The sequence below is a fragment of the Pyxidicoccus fallax genome (genome assembly GCF_012933655.1).
Taxonomy (GTDB): Bacteria; Myxococcota; Myxococcia; order Myxococcales; family Myxococcaceae; genus Myxococcus; species Myxococcus fallax.
This window is the reverse complement of record NZ_JABBJJ010000203.1, coordinates 1-23,402: the sequence shown is the minus strand read 5'-3', so window position 1 is coordinate 23,402 and position 23,402 is coordinate 1. Positions and strand designations below refer to the sequence as shown.

The following is a 23,402-nucleotide window of genomic DNA, read 5'->3' as shown; positions in this document are numbered from 1 at the left end:
GGCGGGCGGAGGCCTCGTGCTCATCCGGGCGAACTCGGTGACCGGGACGGGCCGCTTCACGGCCAATGGCAGCCCGGGCCCCACCACGTCGGGAGACGACGGCGCGGGCGGCGGCGGCGCGGGTGGCGCCGTCATCCTGCGCGCGACCGGGCAGGTGGGCTGCGGGGCCATCCAGGCGCAGGGCGGCGCGGGCGGCAACGTGAGCGAGCCGTCCTTCGCGCTCGGGCCAGGGGGTGGTGGCGGTGGCGGACAGGTGCTGCTGCAGTCGCGCCCCCTGAGCGGGTGTGCCATCAACGCTTCCGGCGGGCCCGCCGGGGTGAACGTGGCGGATGGCGGCGAGCGGGGCCCCACCTTTGGCGCGACTCCGGGAAAGGCGGGGGTCATCCAGCAGTTCGACCTCTCCTACCGCACGCCGCCGACGCCCGCGCTCACCTCGCCCGAGGCCGGGGAACTGGCCGTATCGAACCGTCCCCGCTTCGAGGGGACAGCGGAGCCCGGCCTCGTCGTCAGCGTGTACGTGGATGACGTGGTGGTCGTTCAGGCCGTCGCGGGCACGGACGGCGTGTTCAGCGTGAGCTGGCCCGCGTCACGCCCGGCCCTGAGTCAGGGGGCGCACCGGGTGTCGCTGGTGGCGGATGACGCCCTGGGCGCCTACAGCCCACGCTCGGCCGAGAGGACGTTCCACGTGGGCGTCGTGCTGGCGGATGGCGGCGTGGTGGAGCAGCCCATCCTGGTGGTGCCCGCGGCCGGGGACATCGTCGGCCCCACGCCGCTGTTCGCGGGCGTGTCCAACGCCGTCACGGTGGGCATCGAAATCGACGACCGGCCGGAGGTCACCCTCTCCGTGGATGCGTTCGGCCGCTTCCGCTACCAGGTGCCCGCCGACGACCCACTGCCGCCGGGCCCGCACTTCGTCACGGTCCATGCGCACAACGAGACGGGCGGCACTGGGCCGTACTCGCCGAGGATTGTCTTCGAGTCCGTCGACGCGGATGCCGGGACGCCGGTGCAGGACGCGGGCACCGAGACGCCGGACGCGGGCGTGGACGCGGGCACGTCGGCACCGGACGCGGGCACGTCGACGCCGGACGCGGGCACGCGCGAGGTCCCCGTGCTGGTGGTGCCCGCCGACGGCGAGGTCGTGGACTCCACGCCCCTGTTCGCGGGTGTCGCCGGGCCCGGGGACTCCGTGTCCATCGAGGTGGATGGCAAGGAGGTGGCGAGGGTGACGGCGGACTCGACGGGTGCGTTCCGGCATCCGGTGCCCGCCGACCAGGCGCTCGCGACGGGGGCCCACAAGGTGACGGCGTACGCGCTCGTCAGCGCCACGGGCGCGGCGGGGCCTCGCTCTCCCGAGACGGGCTTCGAGGTGCGCGGCCCCACGAATCTCGACGTGGGCTGCGGCGGGTGCGGCGCGTCGCCCGCGGGCGTGGTGGGGGGCTGGGCCCTCCTGGCGGGACTGGCCGCGGCGGTACGGCGGCGGCGCCGGTAGCGGCACCTGGGGCCGGCTCCCTCCACCTCGCGGGAGGAGCCGGCCCGTGAAACCCCGGGGCTACTCGTCGCCGCCGAGCAGGGAGCCCAGGCCGACACCGCCCAGGACGCTGCCCTCGTCGCGCGAGCCACCGGGCGCCGCGGCGGAGAGGATGCGGCCCGCGAGCCGGCTGAAGGGCAGCGATTGGAGCCACACCTTGCCCGGCCCGCGCAGGGTGGCGAAGAAGAGGCCCTCGCCGCCGAAGAAGGCCGTCTTGATGCCGCTCACCATCTGGATGTCGTAGTCCACGGTGGGCTGGAAGGCGACGATGCAGCCGGTGTCCACGCGCAGCATCTCGCCGGGGCCCAGCGTGCGCTCGTGCAGCGTGCCGCCCGCGTGGATGAAGGCGAGCCCGTCACCCTGGAGCCGCTGCATGATGAAGCCCTCGCCGCCGAACAGGCCGGTGCCCAGCTTCTTCTGGAAGGCGATGCCCAGCGACACGCCCTTGGCCGCCGCGAGGAAGCTGTCCTTCTGGGCAATCAGCTCACCGCCCAGCTTCGCCAGGTTCACCGGGATGATTTTGCCGGGGTAGGGCGCGGCGAAGGCCACCTTGCGCTTGCCGCCGCCGCGGTTGAGGAACACGGTGGTGAAGAGGGACTCGCCCGTCAGCAGGCGCTTGCCCGCGCCGAGCAGCGAGCCCAGAAAGCCGCTCTTCTTCTCCGAGCCGTCACCGAAGATGGTCTCCATCTCGATGCCATCTTCCATGTACATGAGGGTGCCGGCCTCGGCGACCGCGGCCTCGTTCGGGTCCAGCTCCACCTCGACGAACTGCAGGTCTTCGCCGTAGATGTGGAAGTCCACCTCGTGCATCTGCGCCATGGACACGCTCCGTCGTAAAGGGACGGCGCACCATACCCGCCCCGTCGCATGGCTCAACCCGCGAGTTGGGCCGGGCATGTCACGGGGACACGAATTTCCCGGTGGCCGTGGGCACCGCGGGCCTACTGCGCCAGGACGATGGAGAGCGCGGCCACGAGCGCCTCGTCGTCGTCCGCGAGGTCCGGCGGAATGGACAGCGTCACCGGGTTCTCCAGGCCTTGGCCGCAGGAGCGCCAGCCCTGGTAGCGGTCCTGCCTGGCCAGCACCACGCCTCCGCAACCGGGCGTGGCGGGTGGCCGCTCGCAAGCCGGTGCTCAGTCTGGAGGACGGGCGGGCGTGCTGTCTCCCGCCGGGAGTTCCACGTCGTCTCCGCCCTCCGGGCGGAGGACCAGCCGGCGCAGCGTCCACACCCTGGGGGTGTAGGCCACCTGTGCGCGCAGCACGCCGTGGCCCTTCGGGCCCCGCACCGCGAGGTCGAAGTCCACGAGCCCCGCGTCGGGCGTGGTGCCATGGGCCCGCAGCGTGAGCGCGCTGCTCGTCAGCGGCGCGCCGAGCAGCTCCGTGGCCCGGGGCGAGGCCTCCGCCGTGCGCAGCGCGAGCCGGTGCACGTCGTCCCGGCGCAGCTCCTGCTCCATGCCCCGGTACAGCGAGCGCACCGTCCAGGCCACGCCCCCTGCGAAGCACCCGAGGCCGGCGACCACCAGGGCGGCGGCCATCCACCAGCTCGTCCAGGCATTGTCACGTCGGAGGCGCGGCATCTCCGTTACGTTAACGGGCAGCCGGGCGGGTTGCCGAGCGAGGGGCGAAACCGGCCGTTATGTTCCGCGTCCTCGTGGGTGTGAGTCGCAGAGGGAGGTCGCGGAACGTGGCGGAAGTGTCCCAACGCAGGGCGGGGCCGCGCGTGGCGCCAGGAATGGTGCTGCGGTGGTTGATGTCGCTGGGTGGCATCCTCGCCATCTTCGGCGGGCTGCACGCGTACATCGCCGCGCGCCTGTTCGTGAGCCCCCAGCTGCCCGCGCCCTGGCCGGTGGTGGGCCCGCTGCTGGTGGCGCTCCTCTTCGTGTCGCTGCCGGTGGGCATGGCGGTGTCCCGGCGTGAGCCCACCGCGTGGACGCGGGCGCTCCAGTGGACGGCCTTCATCTGGCTGGGCGCCTTCGGCATCTTCCTCAGCGCGGTGGTGGCGGCGGACCTCGTGGGGTGGGTGCTGCGGCTGACGGGCGTGGTGAATGACTCGCTCGCGCTGGCGCGGGGCAAGGCGCTGGCCGTGGTGGGCGTGTCGCTGCCCGCGGTGCTGTACGCGTTCGTCACGGCGCGCGGCCGGGCGCGGGTGGAGCGGCTGACGGTGCCCGTGGCCGGCCTGGGGGCGGGGCTGCACGGGCTGAAGGTGGTGCAGATTTCCGACATCCACGTGGGCCCCACGCTGGACGGGCAGTGGCTGCGCCGCGTGGTGGAGCAGGTGAACGCGCTCCAGCCGGACGTGGTGGCGGTGACGGGCGACCTGGTGGACGGCCACGTGGAGGCGCTGCGCGACGAGGTGAAGCCGCTGGCGGAGCTGCGCGCCTCGCTCGGCGTCTTCTACGTGACGGGCAACCACGAGTACTACCACGGCGGCCCCGCCTGGGCGGCCGAGGTGGCGCGGCTGGGGCTCACCGTGCTGCAGAACGAGCACCGCGTGGTGGAGCGCGACGGCGCGCGGCTCACCGTGGCGGGCGTGACGGACCACGACGCGGGCCACATCCACCCCGCGCACGCGAGCCGCCCGGACGTGGCGCTCGCCGGAGCTCCCGAGGGCGTGCCGCGCCTGCTCCTGGCGCACCAGCCGCGCACGGCGCTCCACGTGGCCCGCGCGGGCGTGGAGGTGGACCTGCAGCTGTCCGGGCACACGCACGGCGGACAGGTCTTCCCCTTCATGTTCTTCGTGAAGCTGCAGCAGCCCGTGGTGCGCGGGCTGGCCACCATCGCCGGCGTGCGTGTGTACACCCACCGGGGCACCGGCTACTGGGGCCCACCTCTGCGCCTGGGGCCCGCGCCCGAAATCGCGGAGCTGACGCTCGTTTCGGCGGGGTGACGGCGCTCCCAGGGTGGGGTCGAACGAGCCCCCTCCCGGCTGCCTGCTCATTGATGCGCCGTTGCTTCAGCCATCCGGGGGCAGGGGTCACCCGGCACCTCACGGGCTCGCGCGGCGTCCCTGTTTCTTCTGGCGCGTTCACCTAGAATCCGTGGCTCCCGTTGCTGATGAGGGGGCTTCACCCGGTGGACCTGACGACGTTGAACAAGCTGCTCACGGTGGGCGTGCAGAATGGCGCCTCGGACATCCACTTCCGTCCGGGGGACCCGCCCATCTACCGCGTCAACGGGGTGCTGCGGCCCCTGAAGATGGAGAAGCTGCACGCGGACCACACGAAGCAGGTGGCCCTGCACGTCATCAACGACCAGTTGATGAAGGCGCAAATCGACTCGCTGCAGGAGTGCGACACGTCCTACAGCGTGCACGGCGTGGCGCGCTTCCGCGTGAACATCTACCGGCAGCGCGGCTCGCTGGCGTGCATCCTGCGCATCATCCCCGACGAGATTCCCAACATCGACGCGCTGGGGCTGCCGCAGGTCCTCAAGAAGATTGCGAGCAACGACCGCGGTCTCGTGCTGGTGACGGGGGCCACGGGCTCGGGCAAGAGCTCCACGCTCGCGGCGATGATTGACCACATCAACCGCAACGAGAGCCTGCACATCCTCACCATCGAGGACCCCATCGAGTTCGTCTACAAGAACATCAAGTCCTCCATCTCCCAGCGGGAGATTGGCCCGGACACGGAGAGCTTCGCGCGCGCGCTGCGCTCGGCGCTGCGGCAGGACCCGGACGTGATTCTGGTGGGCGAGATGCGCGACACGGAGACCATCGACATCGCGCTCAAGGCCTCCGAGACGGGCCACCTGGTGCTCTCCACCGTGCACACCACGGACGCGTCGCGCACCATCAACCGCCTCATCTCGGTGTTCCCCGCCGAGGAGCAGGCCATGGTGCGCATGCGCCTGGCGGACTGCCTCAAGGCCACCATCTCCCAGCGCCTCTTGCCCCGCGCCAGCGGCAAGGGCCGCACCGTCGCGCTGGAAATCATGACGCAGACGAAGTCCGTGGAGCAGTACATCCGCGAGGACCGGGCCAGCGAGCTGAAGGACGTCATCGAGAAGGGCCGCGACATGTTCGGCATGCAGTCCTTCGATCAGCACCTCACCCAGCTCTACCGCGAGGGCATCATCACCCTGGACACGGCCCAGAGCGCCGCCTCCAACCCGGCCGACTTCCAGCGCGCGCTCGAGTTCGACTGAGCCCCGCTCGGCGCCTGAGAATCAGGCGGGTCCATTGAACCCCAGTTCAGGTGGTCAGTGGTCTTTCCCGACCTACTGAACGGAAGTTCATCGCACACGGGTCTCAACCGCGTGGCCAAACCCCGGGACTCCGGGTCCACGCGGCCGTTTGCGCAAGAATTGAAGCAAAGCTTGATATTTCCGCTATTGCTGGTTACTCTCCGGGTGTGTCCCACGCTCCTGCCCCCCATTCGAGCTGTCTGGCGTCCCGCCTCACCCGGAACCTGAAGGAGGTTGGCGCGCTGCGTCTGGCGCTCGCCTCGGGTGAGAGGCCTGGCCGGGTGCGTCATGGGGTGCCGGCACCGGGGGCGCCGCGGGTGATGTTGGTGTCCGAATCACCCTTACTCCGGCTGGCCATTGGCCGGGAGCTGGCGTCGGGCTTCGAGCTGGTGCACACGCTGGGCACGGCGTCGGCGGACCGGCGGCTGGACGTGAGCGCGCTGCCGGACGCGCTGGTCATCGACCTGGACACGGCGGAGCGCTCCGGGGTGCCGGCCTTCCTGGTGCGGCTGGTGGAGCGGGGCTTCACGGGACCGCGCATCCTCGTGTCGTCGCACTTCCGTCCGGAGCTGGCGGCGGCGTACAGCGCCTCGTGCCACACCCACTTCGCGCTGGCGCGGCCGTGGCGTCCGGGCGCGCTTCGTTCCCTCGTGGAGTCGGTGCTGGGCGTGGCCGACGCGAGGCGTGCCGCCGCGGGCGGGCGCTGAGGTCCTGGCGGTGGGCCGCGTGTCCTCTTTCCACGCCCGGCTGGTGGATGCGGGCCATGGCCTGCTGACGGGAGTGGCGAGCGCGTCACTGGGTGTCGCGCGGAGCATGGGCGTGGTGCTGACGTCGCTCGCCGGAGGCGCGTCCCGCTGTGCCCGCGGCCGTCCGCGCGAGGGCCTGCCCCGGCTGCGGCACGGGCTGACGCGCGTGGCGCTGATGCCGGCGGACCTGGTGCTGATGCTGGCCGGGCGCGTGCTGAGCGCGGTGCAGGTGCTGGCCGGTGTGGAGGTGCCGGGCCGCCGCCTCACGGACGAGGAGTTGGCCCGGCTGCACCCCATCTTCGGCGAGAGCCTCGATTACGCCCGGGTGCGGGTGAAGGAGGCGCGGCTGGGCCTGCTCGGTGTCACGGGCCGGGCCTTCGCGCACGGCAACACCCTCTTCGTGCCGGGGCGGGAGACGGTGGACTTCGGGCTGCTGGTGCACGAGCTGACGCACGTGTGGCAGCACCAGCACGGCGGCACCGCGTACCTGAGCGCCGCGCTCGTCGCGCAGTGGTGGGGCGAGGGCTACGACTGGCGCAAGGCGGTGGCCCGCCACCTGCGCTGGGCCGAGCTCAACCCCGAGCAGCAGGCCCAGCTCATCGAGGACGCCGCGCTGGCGGGCCTCATCCCGCCCTCCGTTCCGCTGCCGCCGCGCGCGAAGCTGAAGGGCTGGACGGAGGCGGCGCTGCCCCTCCTGGACGAGGCGCTCATCTGCTTGCAGACGGGCCGCGGCGCGCCCTGACGCGCTTCAGGCCCGCGTCGCCTCGGCGATGCAGCGGGCCGCCTCGGCCGCGTCGCACCCGTTGAGCCCCGCGCCCCAGGCCGCGTTGGCCTCCAGCAGCGCCCAGCCCCGTCCCTCCACGAACGCCGCGTCCAGCACGCACACGCGGGGCAGCACCGCCTCGCGCGCCACGGTGGCGAGGAACGCCTCGGCCTCCGCCACCACGCCTTCGCCCTCGTACACCGCGCACGTGCGCACGCGCCCGTCGAGCACCCAGGCCCGGGCCTCCGCGCGCAGGGAGACGACTTCCGACGACAGCACGGGCGTGTCCGGCGTGAGTCCCCGGCACTCCTCCGCGAGCGCCTCGGGCCCGGGCCACACCGCGGCGCGGAACACCTTGGGCACCAGCGGCTTGATGAAGCGGGGGAACGCCTCCGTGGAGACGCGCTCCAGCGTGGTGCCGTGCACCTCGCGCTTCACCCGCGCCGGGTCCACCTTCAGCAGCAGGTCGTCCGGCGGGGACACGAGCGTCAGGCCCAGCTTCTGCGCCAGCACCAGGCAGAAGGTGTCGTTGCCGTAGAGGCGCACCCGCGCGCGGTCCACCTCGGGGGGACTCCAGAAGCGGTCCATCCTCAGCACCTCGCCGCCTCGCGCCTCCCACGCGCGGGTGACGGCGTCGCGCTCCACGTCGGCCTTGGCGGGGACCAGCAGGGTGAGCCCGTCGAACATGCCGGACAGGCTACTCCGTGAAGCGTGGCCTCACAGCTTCGGCGGCGCCACCGGGTCGTGCTCGGACAGGAGCCGGGCCACGCGGGCCTCGTCGATGCGCGTGCCGAGCTGCTCCATCTCGTGCTGGTCCCGCACCGTCTTCGACAGGCTGAAGGTGGAGCCCACTGTGAAGAGCAGCCCCATGCCCAGGAAGGACTTCACCCAGACGTCCACCGGCAGGTTCCAGATGCCCACCGCCGTCACTCCGACAGACAGGACGAAGGACAGCCAGGTCTGGGCAACCCAGGCGGTGCTGTGGGGAACGACGACCTTCGGCGTGGCGCGGGACATGCGTGCTTCCTCCTCGGAGCGAGCCGTGCTCGCTGACGGGAGGAAACATGCACCTTCCGGTCATAAAGCGCATGGAACTAGTCCATCGCCCATTGATAACCTGGAGTGGATGATTCAGCTCCAGCGGCTCGAGGGCTTCTACCGGGTGGCGCGCGCGGAAGGATACGCGCGGGCGGCGCGCTCATTTCCGTATCCGATAACCCAGCCAGGGGTGCACCAGCAGGTGAAGCGGCTGGAGGAGGAGGTGGGCGTGCCCCTCTTCGAGCGCGTCGGGAAGGACCGCGTGGTGCTGACGCCCGAGGGCCGCGCGCTGTACGCGCACGTGGCGCCCTTCCTGGAAGGGCTGGACGCGGTGGTGCAGTCGCTGCGCAAGGGCGACGTGGGCGGCACGCTGCGCGTCCACGCCTCCGGCCACGTGCTGCGCCACCTCCTGCCGGCGTGGTTGCGGCGGCTCCAGGCGAAGCGGCCGGACATCGAGGTGGCCCTCTTCGAGTCCAAGGTGCCCGCGCTGGACGTGCTGCGCTCGGGCGACACGGACCTGGTGGTGGACCACCTTCCGGAGGTGCCGGAGGACGTGGAGGCGCGTGAGGTGGGGCGCACGTACCCGTTCCTCGTGCTGCCCTCCAACCACCCGCAGGCGAAGAGCCGGCAGGTGCGGCTGGCGGAGCTGCGAGACGACGCCTTCATCGCCTACAGCACGGACCGGCACCTGCGGGAGCTACAGCTCGGGGAGCTGGCGCTGGCGGGCGTGAAGCCGAAGCGGCTGCACGCGGCGGACTCGTCGGAGACCATCCTCGGCTTCGTGGCGGCGGGGCTGGGCTACTCGCTGGTGGCCTCGGTGCTGCCCGGAGGCCCGCGCGAGGCGGGCGTGGTGGCCCGGCCCCTTCCGGGCGCGCGCTCCGGCCCCATCCACGCCGCGTGGCGGAAGTCCGCCACCCGCAGCCCGCTGCTCCAGGCCGCGCTGGCGCTCGCGCCGAAGCCGGAGCGGTGACTCGCCGGCCTCACGGCCGGGGCATGAACCGCGACCGCATGAACGCGATGTAGTCCTTCTCGGACGTCTCCCGCCGCGCCCGGACCAGGGGCGCGATGTCCTCGGTGGCCACGTAGCGCAGCTGGTCCGAGCCATCCGTGGCGGCGCGGAAGAGGACGCGCGCGACGTCCTCCGAGCTCGCCAGCCGCGCGGACTTCAGCCCGTCGAAGACGGCGTTGGCGCCGGCGATGAAGGGCGCGTAGTCCGCGATGGAGGCGTTGCGCGCGGCCTCGTCGCCGCTGCGCTTCACGAAGTCGGTGCTGGTGACGCCGCCGGGCTCGACAATCTTGACGACGATGTTCTGGGACGCGAGCTCGTAGGAGAGCGCCTCGGAGAAGCCCTCCAGGGCGAACTTGCTCGCGCAGTACGCGGACAGCAGGGGCAGCGTGAAGACGCCCGCGCCCGAGCTGACGTTGATGATGACCCCGGCCTTCTGCTTCCGGAAGTGCGGCAGGACGGCCCGGGTGACGTCCATGACTCCGAAGACGTTGACGTCGAACTGCTCCTGGATGCGCTCCCGGGAAATCGTCTCGAAGACGCCATGCAGCCCGAAGCCCGCGTTGTTGATGAGCACGTCGATTCTCCCGAAGCGCGCGAGCCCCTCGGAGATGGCCCGGTCGATGCTGCCGTGGTCCTGCACGTCGAGCCGGATGACGAGCACGTTGTCTCGATGGACGAGCTCCTTCTCGGCGTCGGGTGAGCGCATCGTCGCGATGACGTTCCAGCCTTCGCTCGCGAACAGCCGGGCGGCGGCCCTGCCGAAACCGGTGGAGGTACCCGTGATGAGGACAGTCTTCTTCATGTTCTCGCTCCGCTGTGCCCCGGGAGTGGGGCGGACAGGAGCGAAGGTAGCGGCCGGGTATTATTGAAATAAGACGGTCGATATCGGATGGGTTGATGCAGGAACTCGAACAATGAAACGAGCCGGTCTCCTCGAACTGAACGCGGTGGTCGCCGTGGCCACGCACCGGAGCTTCCGCGCGGCGGCGGCCGAGATGGGGATGTCTCCGTCCGCGCTGAGCCACGCCATCTCCACGCTGGAGCAGCGCATGGGCGTGCGGCTCTTCCACCGCACGACGCGGAGCGTGGCGCTCTCGGAAGCGGGCGAGCGCTTCCTCTCCCGCGTGCGGCCGGCGCTCCGCGAGCTGTCCGACGCCATGGAGGTCGTCAACGAGTTCCGCGACACGCCCACGGGCACGCTGCGCATCAACGCGTCGGAGGGCGCCGCGCGCATGGTGCTCATGCCGTACGTGCTGGAGTTCCTCCTGCGCTACCCGGACATGCAGGTGGACCTCGTCACGGAGGATCGGCTCATCGACATCGTCGCCGAGGGCTTCGACGCGGGCGTGCGGCTCGCGGAGGCCGTGCCCCGGGACATGATTGCCGTGCCGTGCAGCCCGGACGTGAGCCTCGCCGTGGTGGGCTCGCCACGCTACTTCAAGGGACGTGCACGTCCCGCCACGCCCGGCGACCTCCTCTCCCACAACTGCATCCGCTTCCGCACGAAGAGCGGCGCCATCCACCGGTGGGAGTTCGAGAAGCGCGGCGAGGAAGTCGCGGTGGACGTGAAGGGCTCACTCACGCTGGACCATGATGAGCTGCGGCTCCAGGCCGCGCTGAAGGGCGTGGGGCTGGCGTACCTGAGCGAGTGGGCCGTCGCGCCGTACGTGGCCTCGGGGAAGCTGATCCGCGTGCTGGAGGACTGGACGCCCGCCTGGCCCGGCCTCCGTCTCTACTACCCGGGCCACCGCCACGTGCCGGCGGGACTGCGGGCCTTCGTCGGCGTCATCCGCGAGCTGCGCGCACGGCGCGAGACGACCGGCTGAAATGCGACGGGGCCCCGTGTCCGCCCGGAAGGGACGGACCCGGAGCCCCGTGGGACTCATTCAACAGCGCGCGGACGCTCAGCCGCGGTGCTGGTGGACGGCCATGATGGGGTAGTTCATCGAGCTGATGGTCACCTTCTGCGAGCCATCCGCGTTGACGTTGTTGGAGCCGATGAACTGGGGCTTGCCGTCCTTCCAGCCCGCGAACATCACCACGTGCTGGCCGCCCGGCGTCTTCATGGACACCACGTCACCGGGCTTCGCGTCCTTCAGGTCCACGCGCTTGAAGTCCGGGTCCTTGTCCAGCTTCGCCATCAGGCCCATCACGCTGTTGTCGTGCTGGGCGTTGGTGATGAGGCCCGCCTGCTCCAGGCACGCGGAGACGAAGTTGGCGCAGTTGACGTTGTTGGGGACCCAGTCCTCCATGTCGCTGCCCACGCCGTTCTTCTCCAGCTTGAGCGAGCCCGCGTTCTTGCCCAGGTGCGACTTGGCGATGTCGAACGCGTCACCGGTCGGAGCGCCACTGCCGCTGGTGTCCACGCCGCCCGTGCCGCCGGTGCCACCCGTGCCGCCCGCGTTCTGCGGAGGGTTGGTGTAGTTGTTGTTGCCCTTCTTCGGCCCGTCGAAGCCGTCCTTGGCGCCGGGGATGTTCAGCGACTTGCCGGCGTAGATGAGGTCCGCGTTCTTGATCTGCGGATTCGCCTTCATCAGCGCGCTGACGCTGGTGCCATACCGCTGCGCGATACCGGACAGGGTGTCACCGGACTTGATGCGGTAGCTGCTCATGGGGGGCTCCGAAGTTTGCGGCGACGCGGGGGCGTCACGAGTGGACCTGTGCAACCATTCTCGGGGCCTGAAAATGGAAGTTGCTTACCCCCTGCGTTTTTCACCTACAGCCAAGGAACACAGCCTCAGTGTGGGATGTCCGTGGGGTTGTCGGGCTCTTCGGGGAGGGACTCCGGGCGGTTGTGGCGCTCGATTTCCGCCAGGACCTTCTCCGGGGCCACGTCGCGCTTGAGCTCCTCCAGGTGTGCGTCGCGGCCGGTCTGCACGCCGAGGCGATCCGCGATGCCATCCACCATGTGGATGAGGCGGGTGATTTCGTGCTCGGCGAGGAGGTTGACCTGGAGGTCCAGGTCGGCGCGCTTGTCGGCCAGCTCGGCCTGGCGGTTCTGGCTGATGAGGACGAAGGTGGACAGGAAGATGGCTTCCACCGAGGCCCACATCGCCAGCATGACGAAGGGGAAGGGGTCGAAGGGCTTCACCCCCGGCACGAGGCCGGCGTTGATGATGAGCCAACCACCGAACAGTGCCAGGTGCAGGTAGACGAAGATCATGCTGCCCGTGAAGCGGGTGATGCCGTCGGCGATGCGCTGCTGGCGCGTCTTCCTGCGCTCCAGCTCGCGGCGCTCCTCCACCAGGGCGCGGATGTTGCGGTGGACCACGCCCGACAGCGGGCCCGGCTTCAGGTGGTGCTGGCCTTCCATGGGGCAGGGGTGTGGCCGCGCTCCGCGCCGCGCCACTGGCCCCTCGTCGCAAGCACGGCCTCGGAGCGTCAGGTGGTGGAGGGGCGGACAGGCGCCATGTCCGGAAGCGCTCGGGGAGTGACGGAGGCCCCTCCCGGTGGGGCGCCAGCGTCCCTACCCTGCGGCGCATGAGCGAGTCCTTCCGCAGGCTCAACCTGGACTGGATATTGCCCTCGCTGGCGGTGGGCGGGCGCTACCCCATCGAGGCGGCGGAGCACCTCGCACGGAAGCTGGGCATCCGCTACGTGGTGGACGTCCGCGTCGAGGAGTGTGACGACGAGCACCTCCTGCGCGAGCACGGCATCACCCTGCTGCACCTGCCCACGGTGGACATGCGCGCCATCCGCCGCGACATGATTGACGACGGCGTCACCTGGGTGACGGAGCACCTGTCCCAGGGACACAAGGTCCTCATCCACTGCGAGCACGGCGTGGGGCGCAGCGCGCTGCTCGCGCTGTGCTGCATGGTGGCGCTGGGGCACCCGCCACTGGAGGCGCTGACGCTGGCCAAGCGGCAGCGCTGGCAGGTGTCGCCCAGCCCGGAGCAGCTCCGGACCTTCATGGCGTGGGCGGAGGACTGGCGCGCGAGGCACGGGCTGCCGTGGACGATGCCCACCTTCAACGCGCTGGCCGACGTCGCCTACAGCCATCTGCGCAATCCGCCGCCCGCGGACGCCGACGACAACCACGACTGACCCCGGGAGCGTCATGCTGGTGTACGGAGACCACCCGCGAGAGGTGGACGCCCTCGCCGAGGCGCGCGCGCTCGCCATCGTGAGGACCGAGGTGCAGGCGCTGTCACCGGGCCTGCCCCGTCATTCCGCGCTGGTGTCGCTGCTCATCCGCGTGGGCGAGTGGGCCCAGGGCACGCTGGACGCGGAGTCCGCACAGCGGGGCGGTGATGGAGACACCCCGCTGGCCCGCGCGTGCGAGGCCGCGCTGCTGGCGCTCGGCCATGCCGTGGCCACGTCGTGGACGCAGGGCTTCCGCGCGGACCTGGAGCCGCTGACGCCGCTCCTGGAGTCGCTCGCCGCCCTGGCACCGCGCGAGCCCGTGCGGTGCAAGGTGCCGGAGGGCTACGCCTTCTACGCGCTCTATCCGGAGGCGTACCTCGAGGCGGCCCGCGCGGTGCCCTCGGACGGGCGGCCCTGGCGTGTCATCGGCATCCGCGGCATCGGCACGGGACTGGCGGGCATGGTGGCCGCGGGGCTGGGAACGGAGGCGCTGTGCACCGTGCGCCCGGGAGGGCACCCCTTCGAGCGCACACTGTCCCTCTCGCCGGACCTGTCCGCGCGGCTGGTCGAGGAAGCGCGCGCGGGCTGGCGCTTCGCGGTGGTGGACGAAGGGCCGGGCCTGTCGGGCTCCTCGTTCGGCGCGGTGGCGGACTTCCTGGAGGCGCACGGCGCGGCGCCGGAGTCAGTGACCTTCTTCCCGAGCCACGCGGGGGACCTGGGTCCCCAGGCGAAGGCCGCGCACCGCGAGCGCTGGGCCCGCGCCGACAAGCGCGTGGTGGACTTCGAATCGCTGCTGCTGCGCCCGTCCGACCCGTCCCATGCGCTGACGCGTTGGGTGGAGGACCTCACCGGGGTGGCCGAGGGAGCGCCCGAGGATGTGGCGGGTGGAGGCTGGCGCCGCCTCTTCTTGAGCGGTGCGCCGGAGTCGGAGTGGCCGGCGGTGCACCCGTGGCAGGAGCGGCGCAAGTACCTGCTGCGCGCGGGCGGCCGGAGCTGGCTGCTGAAGTTCGTGGGGCTGGGGGCGCATGGGGCCCGCGCGTATCTCCAGGCGCGAGCGCTGGCGGAGGCGGGCTTCGGCGTGCCGGTGGCGGGACTGCGGCACGGCTTCCTCGTGCAGCCCTGGCTGGAGGAGGCGCGGCCGCTGAGCGTGGTGCCGGATGCGGTGGACCGCTGGGCCCTGGTGGAGCGCGTGGGCGCGTACCTCGGCTTCCGCTCGCACCACTTCGGCGCGGTGGGCGACGAGTGCGGGGCGTCCCCGCGCGCGCTGTGGGAGATGGCGCGTTACAACACCGAGCAGACGCTGGGACGTGCCGTATCCTCCGCGCTGGACGCGTGGGAGCCGCGGCTGGACGCGCTGGCGAGCGCGGTGCGCCGGACGGTGACGGACAACCGGATGCACGCGTGGGAGTGGCTGGTGCTGCCGGGAGGCCGCGTGCTGAAGGCGGACGGCGTGGACCACGCGCGCGGGCATGACCTGGTGGGATGCCAGGACCTCGCGTGGGACCTCGCGGGCGCGGCGGTGGAGCTGGCGCTGGACGCGGACGCGCTGGGCGCGCTGTGCACGGTGGTGGAGCGCCACAAGGGCCACCTGCCGTCACCCGAGGTGCTGCGCTTCCACCGTCAGGCGTACCTCGCCTTCCAGCTGGGCCACCACATGCTGGCGGCGATGTCCTACGACGCGAGCGCCCCGGACGAGGCCGCGCGCCTGCGCCGGGCGGCGGACCGCTACGCGGAGCTGCTGCGGAGCGAGCTGGCGGCCTTCTCCGCGAGTCACGGGGGACGCTGAGCCCGGGCCCGCATGTCGGGGCGCGTTACGGGGGAACCGGAGCCCCCGGCCTGGCCGCTGGAGGACGGGAGGGGGTGGCCCTGGCGCCAAGAGGCTTGAACCGGACGGGTGGGCCGCGCATGGTGCCGGCCTGATGAGCACCCTCATTCCCCATCCCGACTTCAAGGCCGCGCGCTTCACCGAGTGCCCCGACGCGCGCTTCCAGCCCGCTCCCGCGGACGGCGTCCTGCCGGAGGGCTTCTTCTCCACCACCAACCTCCCCACCTACGTGCGCGTGGACGGCGCCTGGCGCATGCCCCGCGAGCCGCGCATGGACTGCGCGCTGGTGCTGGACGCGCAGGGCGAGCTGTGGGCCCGCGAGGGCCGGCGCGTGCGCGCGGGCGAGCGCGTGGTGGTGGGCCACGCCGAGGACGGCACCCAGGGCGTGTACGTGAACATGGCCTACCTCATGGAGGGCGGGGAGGGTGAGTTCAAGTTCATGACGAGCGAGGTGTCTCGCGAGAAGCCCATCGACTACGCGCAGATGGCGCGGCTGCTGGTCGAGGAGCGCGAGCGGGGCGGCTACCCGGTGTGGGTGACGGGCCCGGCGCTGGTGCACTCGCGGGCGCGCGTGGACATGACGTGGTTCATCGCCAACGGCTTCGTGGGCGCGCTCCTGGCGGGCAACGCGGTGGCGGTGCACGACATCGAGGCGTCCATCTTCAACACCACGCTGGGGATGAGCCACTCGGGCGAGGCCACCTCGGGCGGCCACGGCCTGCACATGCGCGCCATCAACAAGGTGCGCGCGGCGGGCTCCATCGCGAAGGCGGTGGAGGCGGGCGTGATTACCAACGGCATCATGCACGCCTGCGTGGTGCACAAGGTGCCCTTCGTGCTGACGGGCTCCATCCGCGACGACGGGCCGCTGCCGGACGTCGTCACCGACAACCTGGCCGCGCAGGACGCCATGCGCCGTCACGCGGTGAAGGCCACCATGGCGGTGATGATCGCCACCGCGCTGCACGCCATCGCCACCGGCAACATGCTGCCGGCCTTCGTCACGGAGAAGGACGGCACCCTGCGCGAGCTGCCCACCATCTGCGTGGACTCGTCCGAGTTCGTGGTGAGCAAGCTCAAGGACCGCGGCACGCACCAGGCCTTCGGCGTGGTGACGAACGCGCAGGACTTCATGCACATCCTGCGGCTCTACGTGGAGCGCGAGCTGGCGGCGCGCGGCAAGGCCCCGAAGGGCGCCTGACGCGGGCCCGCGCGAGGGGAACGGCGTGTCACCGCTCCCCTCGCCGGGGCGTCACTGGCAGGACTGCGAGCCGTAGATGCGGCAGATGCCGTCCACGCAGCTGCCGGAGAGGTAGCAGTTGTCGTCGACCTCGCACGGCTCGCCGAGGCGCGACAGGGTGACGCAGGTCTTCGTGTCATACGAGCACAGCATGCCCGGGGCGCAGAAGCCGTCCGGGCAGGACTCCCCCTTCGTGGGAGCCCGCTGGCACGTCCCCTTCACGCCCTCGTTGGGCTGCGCGCTGGCGCAACCCAGGTCGCTCTCGCACTCGAAGGTTTCGCGGCAGGAGGCGCCCTCCCCGAGCCGGCGACGGCAGGTGCCGGGCTGGTTCTCGTCGCCATCACAGAACAGCTCGAGCTGGCACTCCTGGTACCCGAAGCGGCTGAGGCCGGGCGCGGTGCAGGACTCGCCTTCGCCGCGAGCCTTCTGGCAGGTACCGCTGGCGCCGCAGTACTGGGACCAGACGCAAAACGGGCCCTCGATGTCGCTGCAGGCCTGGCCCTCGGTGGCCCGCGGCTGGCACGTCCCGTGGGTCTGGTTCGTGGGGCCACACCACGTGGTCTGGTCGCAGACGCCCAGCGCCACGTTGTTCTCCGCCCCGCAGCGCGTGCCCACGCCTCCGGGCGTGAGGCACTTGCCGCCGATGAGGACGGTGCCCCACGGGCACCCGTCGTTCGCGATGACGGCTTCCGGCAGCGGCTCGCGCCGACACACGCCGCCGCAGGCCCAGGGAAGCGCGTCGCACCAGGCGCCTTCACGGCACTCGACGGTGGACTGGCAGGCGGCGCCGTCCTCGACCTGTCCCAGGAGGATGCGGCACTGAGGGTCGTACTCGATGCCCCGGCTCAGCATGGACAGGCTCGTGGGCGACGCCTCGCAGCTCCCCTCGCGAAGGGAGTCCACGCAATCACGCGCCGCCTCCGCGTCGTAGCGCACCCGGCCTTCCGCGAGGGCGTCGTCGTACCGTGTGCCCATGGAGAGGCGAGACGCCATGCCCTCGCGCGCCTGCTCCTCCTGACAGCGCTCCCGGTCCTCGACGAGCCCACAGCGTTCGAACCGCTCGCAGAGGGCCTCGGTGACCTTCGCGTTGAAGTCCGCCCGTTTCACGGGCCCTCTGTCCTCCGCGTCATCCCCGCTACACGCCGCCAGTCCCACCCACATCACCGCCAGTACCGCCAGCCATCCGCGCATCGCTTGCTCGTTCTTGGATTTCGGGAGGGAGCAGGCCTCCTCGTCCCGTATGGGACATACGGAGTGGGCGCTCCATCCTGGCTGGGATTTACCACGGGGCACTCAGTGAGACGGTGCCGGAGCCACCACGTCGCCGACGGTCGGCTGCTTCTCGCCCCACAATCTCCGCATCAGCACGTACAGGCCGGGGATGAAGACGAAGTTGACCACGGTGGACACGAGCATCCCGCCGAACACCGCCGTGCCCAGCGAGTTGCGCGAGGCGGCGCCCGCGCCCGATGCCGTCATCAGCGGCACCACGCCGAGGAGGAACGCAATCGAGGTCATCAGGATGGGACGCATCCGCACCTCGGCCGCCTCCACCACCGCGTCGATGGCGCTCCTGCCGCGCTCACGCAGCTGCTCGGCGAACTCGACGATGAGGATGGCGTTCTTGCTGGCGAGGCCCACCAGCATCACGAGCCCGAGCTGGCAGAACACGTCGTTGGTGAAGCCGCGCGCGAGCTGCAGGGCCAGCGCGCCCATGAGGGCCAGCGGCACCGAGAGGATGATGACCAGCGGCAGGCTGAAGCTCTCGTACTGCGCCGCCAGCACCAGGAAGACGAAGAGCAGGCCCAGCGCGAAGAGGGTGAGTGTCTGGCCGCCGCTCTGCTGCTGCTCCAGGCTGATGCCCGTCCACTCCGCGCTCATGCCCTGCGGGAGCACCTGCGCGGCCAGTTCCTCCATTCGCTCCAGGGCCTGACCGGAGGACACGCCGGGAGCGGGCTGGCCGTTGAGCTCCACGGCACGGAAGAGGTTGTAGTGGCGGATGGTCTGCGCGGACACGGTGGGCTCCACCTTCACCAGTGCCTCCAGCGGAATCATGTCGCCGCTGTCGCTGCGCACGTAGAAGGCGCTGATGTCCTGCGGGCTGTCGCGGAACTGCTGCTCGGCCTGCACGTAGACGCGGTACGCGCGGTTGGCGTAGTTGAAGTCGTTGACGTACTGGCTGCCCATGTAGACCTGCATCGTGCTGAAGACCTGCTCGATGGGGACTCCGAGCGCCTTGGCCTTCTGCCGGTCCACCTCCACGTTCAAGAGCGGCGTGTCCGTGTTGAAGCCGGTGAAGACGCCGCGCAGCCGCGGGTCCTCGTTCCCCTTCGCCATCAGCTCCTGCGCCGCGGAGGCGAGCTGGTCCAGCGAGCTGGTGCCGTCCACGTCCTCGATGACGAACTGGAAGCCGCCCACGCTGCCCACGCCGCGGATGGCGGGAGGCTGGAAGGGGACCACGCGCGCGCCGCCGATGCGGCCAAGGGGGCCTCGCAGCCGCTCCACCAGCGCGGCCACCGACTGGTCCTTCCCCGGACGCTCGTCCCAGGGCTTCAGCGGGACGAAGATGTTGGCCATGTTGGGGCCGGTGCCCTGGGGAGAGAAGCCGCCGTTGGCGAAGATGGCGCGGACCTCCGGCTGCGCCTGCAGCACCGCCTCGACCTCCGCCATCACCTTCTCCGTCTGGGTCAGCGACATGCCCTCCGGCCCCTGTACGGAGATGATGAGGTAGCCCTGGTCCTCGTCGGGGATGAAGCCCCTGGGCACGGTGCGCAGGAGCCACACCGTGGCGGCGATGCACAGGAGGAAGGCGCCGAGGATGATGACCGGGCGCTTCAGCATCGAGCGCAGGTGGCGGACGTACACGGTCCGCGTCCAGTCGAGCGCCTGGTCGACCTTGCGGAAGAAGACCCACTTCTGTCCCGGCTGATGCCGCAGCATCCGCGCGCTGAGGGCGGGCGTGAGGGTGAGGGCGCAGAAGGTGGACAGCGCCACCGACGCGGCGATGGTGAGCGCGAACTGGCGGTAGATGGCGCCGGTGGTGCCGGGGAAGAACGCCACCGGAATGAAGACCGCCACCAGCACGATGGAGATGGCGATGACGGCGCTGGCCACCTCCTTCATGCCCTCGCGCGCGGCCTGGGCCGCGGACAGGTGCTTCTCCACCATCAGCCGCTCGATGTTCTCGATGACGACGATGGCGTCGTCCACCACGAGACCCGTGGCCAGGGTGAGGCCGAACAGGGTGAGGGTGTTGATGGAGAAGCCCATCCACTGGACGAAGGCGAAGGTGCCCACCAGCGAGACGGGGAGGGTGAGGGCGGTGATGAGCACACTGCGCCAGCCGTGCAGGAACAGGAAGATGACGAGGATGACGAGGGCGATGGCTTCCATCAGGGTCTGGAGGACCTCGTGGATGGTGGCGCGCACCGCGAGCGTGGTGTCCGTGCCCGTCTGGTATTCGATGCCCGGTGGGAAGTTCTTCGACAGTCGCGCCAGCTCCGCGTAGACGCGGTCTCTCACGTCCAGCGCGTTGGCGGTGGGCAACTGGAAGATGGCGACGCCGACGGCCTTCTTCCCGCTGAAGCGCAGCAGCGTGCTGTAGTTCTCCGCGCCCAGCTCCACGCGGCCCACATCCTTCACGCGCACGGCCTTGCCGTCCGTCTGGCGCATGAGGACGATGTCACCGAACTCCTCCGGCTCCACGAGGCGGCCCTGGGCGCGCACGGCGAGCTGGTAGGGCTGGTCCTCGGCGGAGGGCGGCTGGCCCACCTGGCCCGCCGCGACCTGGAGGTTCTGCTCCTGGAGGGCGCGCGTGACGTCCTGCGGGGTGAGCTTGCGGCGTGCCAGCTCCGTGGGGTCCAGCCACAGGCGCATGGAGAACTTGCGCTCGCCGAAGATGGTCACGTCTCCCACGCCGCGCACGCGCTTGAGGGCGTCCTTGAGATTCACGTCGGCGTAGTTGCTGAGAAACCGCGCGTCGTAGCGGTCGTCCGGGCTGTACAGCGCGATGGACATCAGAATCTGGGTGGAGGCCTTGTTGACGACGATGCCCGCCTGATTCACCTGCGCGGGCAGGCGGGACGCGGCGCGGCTGACGCGGTTCTGCACGTCGACGGCGGCCACCTCGATGTCGCGTGTGGGCTCGAAGGTGACGATGATCTGGCTGGTGCCGTTGTTGCTGCTGGTGGAGGAGATGTAGCGCATGCCCTCCACGCCGTTGAGCTCCTGCTCCAGGGGAATCGTGACGGCGCTCTCCACCACCTCGGCGCTGGCGCCCACGTAGTTGGCCGAGACCACCACCAGCGGCGGGGCGAGGTCCGGGTACTGGGCGATGGGCAGCGAGGGGATGGCGATGGCCCCTACCAGCGTCACGAGGATGGAGCAGACGATGGCGAAGACGGGCCGGCGGATGAAGAAGTCGATGAACATGGCCGTGCGTTCCTTCGCTCAGCGGTCGGAGCGGAGAGGCCGGAGGTCTCCGGCGCGCTGGGGTTGAGCTCCAGCGCCAGGGATATCTCCACGAGGGAGGACGCCCGCGACGCGCTGGGGCTGCGCGCTCGTCTGGGCCTCAGTCCCCGGAATGCCTCCGGGAGGCTGACTGTCCGCGATGCCCTGTCGTGGCGCGCTGCTCAGGACGCTGCCTTCGGGGCTCCGCGCGGACTTGACCTTCACGGGCATGCCGTCGCGCAGCGCCTGCAGGGAGGACACCGCGACGAGGTCGCCCGGCTGAAGGCCCTTCTCGACGACGTAGGTCATCTCCCCCAGCGCGCCGAGGGTGATGGGACGGCGCTCCACCACCGTCTTGCCTTCCTTCTCCCTCACGACCAGCGCGAAAGGCTGGCCGCTCTGGCGCACCACCGCGAGCGCCGGAATCTGCAGCGCGTCGCGCACGGAGTAGACGAGGCGTGCGCGCACCAGCTCGCTGGGGCGCAGGCCCACGGTGTTGCGGAAGGCCGCCTTCACCTCCACCAGCTGGGTGCGCGGGTCGGCCTGGGGCGCCACGAAGAAGACGCTGCTGGTGAGCAGCACCTTGCCCTGCGCGTCAAGGATTTCCAGCGCGGTGTCCGGCTTCAGCGCGCGGGCGCGCGGCGAGGGCACCGCCACGCTCACCTCCAGCACGTCCGCCTGGGCGATGCTGGTGAGGACGGTGCTGGCGCTGACGTAGTCGCCCAGCCGCACCAGCACGTCACCCACCGTGCCGGCGAAGGGCGCGCGCACCAGGTTGAACTGCAACTGCACCTGGCGCTGTGTCACCTGCGCGGCCGACGAACGCGAAGCGGCCTCGGCGGCGTCCACCTGGGCGCGGGCGCTCTCCAGCTCCTGGGCGCTGGCGAGGCCCTCCTTGTTGAGCGCCTCGGTGCGGGCCAGGGTGCGGCGCGCCAGCTCCAGGTTGACCTGGGCGGAGCTGAGCTGGGCCTGGGCGCTGTCGAGCGCGGCCGTCTCCTCGCGCGCGTCCACCTGCACCAGCGGGGTGCCTTCCTCCACCTGCTGGCCGGGCTTCACGTGGATGCGGCGCACGTAGCCGGCTGCCTGCGGCAGCACCGTGACGCTCTGCCGCGAGATGAGCGAGCCGAGGTACTCCCCGGTGTCGCGCACCGCGCGAGGCGCGAGGGTCACCACGTCCACCTCGCGAGGAGGCGGTGGCTCCGCCGGAGCCGCCTTGCTGGTCGAGCAGCCCGTCGCCGCCAGGGACAGCATCAGGGCGGCACTCCGCATCATCTTCCAGTTCACCAGTCGCACCGGGCCTCCGTCAGGAATGCGTCCAGGCGCGCCTGGACGAACTCGAATTCACGCAGCACCAGGTTCAGCTCCGCCTGGCGCAATGCCGCGCCGCTCTGCACCAGCTCCAGGCTGCTGCCGCGGCCCACTTCAAAGGAACGGCGGGTCAGCCGGTCGGTCCGGTCGGCCAGGTCGCGCGACTCGATGGCCGTCTTCACCAGCGCCTCGGCGACCTCGACGCCGCGCCGGGCCCGGGCCACCTCGATTTCCACGTCGCGGCGGGCGCTTTCCAGCGTCGCCTCCGCCTGCGTCTCGAGGCCGGCGCGCTCACGCACCAGGCCCCCACGGGTGCCGCCCTCCCAGAGGGGCACGGCCAGCACCGCGGAGACGTTCCACGTCGCGAAGCGACCAAAGCCCGGGTCCGTGGTGAAGCCCAGCAGAGTGCTGGACAGGCCCAGCGTGGGCAGGTAGCCGGCGGAGGCCTGACTGCGGCTGTCGCGCGCGGACTCCACCTGCGCGCGCGCCGCGACGAGGTCGGGACGCGCGTCGAGGCTGTCCAGCGGAGCGCAGTCCTTGCGCGTCTGGTCGACGAGGCCCTGGAGGTTGAAGGAGGGGTCGACGCCCATGGGAGCGCCGAAGCCCAGCGCGAAGCCCAGGGCCTCGCGGGCCTGACGCAGTTGCTCGTCACCGGAGACGAGCGCGCCGCGCGCCACGGCGACGTCCTGGTTGACGCGCACCACGTCCAGCTGGTTGCCGGCGCCCAGCTCGAACGAGCGCTGGGTGAGGGCGGCGCGCTCCAGGGCGCGCTGCAGGCCCACGCGGTTGATTTCGGCGGCGCGCTCGGCGGCCACGGTGGATACCAGCACCTGCGCCAGTCCCAGCGTCAGGCGGCGGCGAGCGTCCTGGAGGTTGGCCACCGCACCCGTCTCGGCGGCCCGGGCCGACGACAGGCCGCGCCATGCGCTGATGTCCACGAGGGACTGCGTCAGCGTGCCGGTGACGGTGCCCAGCGGCGCGGTGGGGACACGGCCGTTGCCTCCCGTTGGAGCACCCGTGCCGTTGTTCACCGGAGGCGCGCCGGGGTTGAGCACGTCGTACGCGACGCTGGCCTGGGTGCGCGCGTTGGGCAGCAGCGCTCCGAGCGCCTGACGCGCCCGGCCCCTGGCGCGCTCCACTCCGGCTTCCGCGCCGCGCAGGTCCGTGGACCGCTCCCGCACCAGCGCGAGCGCCTCGTCCCACGTCTTCACCCGTTGGGGGG

General features: G+C 71.2%; 22 protein-coding genes. 10 read left to right on the top strand and 12 right to left on the bottom strand.

From position 1 onward, the window contains the following. Positions 1-1,492 (top strand): MYXO-CTERM sorting domain-containing protein (locus HG543_RS33520; RefSeq protein WP_246357485.1); only part of this gene is annotated, 1,492 nt, incomplete at its 5' end. 60 nt (positions 1,493-1,552) lie between these two features. Here HG543_RS33520 and HG543_RS33515 read toward each other — a convergent pair. From HG543_RS33515 to HG543_RS33505, 3 genes are all read right to left on the bottom strand, one after another. After that, positions 1,553-2,350, bottom strand: a complete 798-nt coding sequence (locus HG543_RS33515) for a TIGR00266 family protein (protein ID WP_169348997.1) — start codon at positions 2,348-2,350, stop codon at positions 1,553-1,555. Positions 2,351-2,472: 122 nt separating this feature from the next. Further along, a complete protein-coding gene (locus HG543_RS33510) occupies positions 2,473-2,616 on the bottom strand; it encodes a hypothetical protein (protein WP_169348996.1) in 144 nt (47 codons plus the stop codon). Between the two features lie 48 nt (positions 2,617-2,664). Continuing rightward, positions 2,665-3,066 carry a cytochrome c oxidase assembly factor Coa1 family protein gene (locus tag HG543_RS33505; protein ID WP_169348995.1) on the bottom strand — a complete coding sequence of 134 codons (402 nt, stop codon included), beginning with the start codon at positions 3,064-3,066 and terminating at the stop codon, positions 2,665-2,667. Positions 3,067-3,215: 149 nt separating this feature from the next. Here HG543_RS33505 and HG543_RS33500 point away from each other — a divergent pair, with 149 nt between their 5' ends. From HG543_RS33500 to HG543_RS33485, 4 genes are all read left to right on the top strand, one after another. Next, positions 3,216-4,418 carry a metallophosphoesterase gene (locus HG543_RS33500; RefSeq protein WP_343073505.1) on the top strand — a complete coding sequence of 401 codons (1,203 nt, stop codon included), beginning with the start codon at positions 3,216-3,218 and terminating at the stop codon, positions 4,416-4,418. Between the two features lie 167 nt (positions 4,419-4,585). Further along, positions 4,586-5,677: a type IV pilus twitching motility protein PilT gene (locus HG543_RS33495; RefSeq protein ID WP_246357484.1), complete on the top strand. Its 1,092-nt coding sequence runs from the start codon at positions 4,586-4,588 to the stop codon at positions 5,675-5,677. 359 nt (positions 5,678-6,036) lie between these two features. Next, the gene (locus HG543_RS33490) at positions 6,037-6,423 is read left to right on the top strand and encodes a hypothetical protein (RefSeq protein ID WP_169348993.1); all 387 of its coding nucleotides are present in this window, start codon (positions 6,037-6,039) and stop codon (positions 6,421-6,423) included. A 19-nt stretch (positions 6,424-6,442) separates the two neighbouring features. Next, on the top strand, positions 6,443-7,204 hold the full coding sequence (locus HG543_RS33485) for an eCIS core domain-containing protein (protein WP_343073504.1): 762 nt from the start codon (positions 6,443-6,445) through the stop codon (positions 7,202-7,204). 6 nt (positions 7,205-7,210) lie between these two features. Here HG543_RS33485 and HG543_RS33480 read toward each other — a convergent pair whose 3' ends face one another. Further along, positions 7,211-7,912, bottom strand: a complete 702-nt coding sequence (locus HG543_RS33480; protein WP_169348991.1) for an ATP-grasp domain-containing protein — start codon at positions 7,910-7,912, stop codon at positions 7,211-7,213. 30 nt (positions 7,913-7,942) lie between these two features. Further along, on the bottom strand, positions 7,943-8,242 hold the full coding sequence (locus HG543_RS33475; protein WP_169348990.1) for a YiaA/YiaB family inner membrane protein: 300 nt from the start codon (positions 8,240-8,242) through the stop codon (positions 7,943-7,945). Positions 8,243-8,351: 109 nt separating this feature from the next. On the opposite strand from HG543_RS33475, the gene HG543_RS33470 reads away from it, so the two are divergent. Then, positions 8,352-9,233 (top strand): LysR family transcriptional regulator, encoded by an 882-nt coding sequence (locus HG543_RS33470; protein ID WP_169348989.1) that lies wholly within the window; start codon positions 8,352-8,354, stop codon positions 9,231-9,233. Positions 9,234-9,243: 10 nt separating this feature from the next. Here HG543_RS33470 and HG543_RS33465 read toward each other — a convergent pair whose 3' ends face one another. Next, positions 9,244-10,074, bottom strand: a complete 831-nt coding sequence (locus HG543_RS33465) for an SDR family oxidoreductase (protein ID WP_169348988.1) — start codon at positions 10,072-10,074, stop codon at positions 9,244-9,246. A 112-nt stretch (positions 10,075-10,186) separates the two neighbouring features. Here HG543_RS33465 and HG543_RS33460 point away from each other — a divergent pair, with 112 nt between their 5' ends. Next, entirely contained in the window at positions 10,187-11,098 is a 912-nt protein-coding gene (locus HG543_RS33460) for a LysR family transcriptional regulator (RefSeq protein WP_169348987.1), read from the top strand. Between the two features lie 78 nt (positions 11,099-11,176). On the opposite strand, the gene HG543_RS33455 is transcribed toward HG543_RS33460, so the two are convergent. Further along, on the bottom strand, positions 11,177-11,884 hold the full coding sequence (locus HG543_RS33455; protein ID WP_169348986.1) for a LysM peptidoglycan-binding domain-containing protein: 708 nt from the start codon (positions 11,882-11,884) through the stop codon (positions 11,177-11,179). A gap of 125 nt (positions 11,885-12,009) precedes the next feature. After that, positions 12,010-12,585, bottom strand: coding sequence for a DUF1003 domain-containing protein (locus HG543_RS33450; RefSeq protein WP_169348985.1), 576 nt, complete (start codon positions 12,583-12,585; stop codon positions 12,010-12,012). A 167-nt stretch (positions 12,586-12,752) separates the two neighbouring features. Here HG543_RS33450 and HG543_RS33445 point away from each other — a divergent pair, with 167 nt between their 5' ends. The 3 genes from HG543_RS33445 to HG543_RS33435 all read left to right on the top strand — a co-directional run bounded on the left by HG543_RS33445 (position 12,753) and on the right by HG543_RS33435 (position 16,384). Next, positions 12,753-13,319, top strand: coding sequence for a protein-tyrosine phosphatase family protein (locus HG543_RS33445; RefSeq protein WP_169348984.1), 567 nt, complete (start codon positions 12,753-12,755; stop codon positions 13,317-13,319). A 13-nt stretch (positions 13,320-13,332) separates the two neighbouring features. Further along, positions 13,333-15,144, top strand: a complete 1,812-nt coding sequence (locus HG543_RS55735; RefSeq protein WP_169348983.1) for a hypothetical protein — start codon at positions 13,333-13,335, stop codon at positions 15,142-15,144. A gap of 133 nt (positions 15,145-15,277) precedes the next feature. Further along, positions 15,278-16,384: a putative NPN-dependent ornithine cyclodeaminase gene (locus HG543_RS33435; protein ID WP_169348982.1), complete on the top strand. Its 1,107-nt coding sequence runs from the start codon at positions 15,278-15,280 to the stop codon at positions 16,382-16,384. 51 nt (positions 16,385-16,435) lie between these two features. Here HG543_RS33435 and HG543_RS33430 read toward each other — a convergent pair whose 3' ends face one another. The 4 genes from HG543_RS33430 to HG543_RS33415 form a co-directional block, all read right to left on the bottom strand. Then, a complete protein-coding gene (locus tag HG543_RS33430) occupies positions 16,436-17,614 on the bottom strand; it encodes a hypothetical protein (RefSeq protein ID WP_169348981.1) in 1,179 nt (392 codons plus the stop codon). 102 nt (positions 17,615-17,716) lie between these two features. Further along, positions 17,717-20,854, bottom strand: coding sequence for an efflux RND transporter permease subunit (locus HG543_RS33425; RefSeq protein WP_169348980.1), 3,138 nt, complete (start codon positions 20,852-20,854; stop codon positions 17,717-17,719). 18 nt (positions 20,855-20,872) lie between these two features. Next, positions 20,873-22,165: an efflux RND transporter periplasmic adaptor subunit gene (locus tag HG543_RS33420; RefSeq protein WP_343073503.1), complete on the bottom strand. Its 1,293-nt coding sequence runs from the start codon at positions 22,163-22,165 to the stop codon at positions 20,873-20,875. After that, positions 22,153-23,402, bottom strand: a 1,250-nt coding sequence (locus HG543_RS33415) for a TolC family protein (RefSeq protein WP_169348979.1), incomplete at its 5' end; no start/stop codon positions are given. The genes HG543_RS33415 and HG543_RS33420, both read right to left, overlap by 13 nt.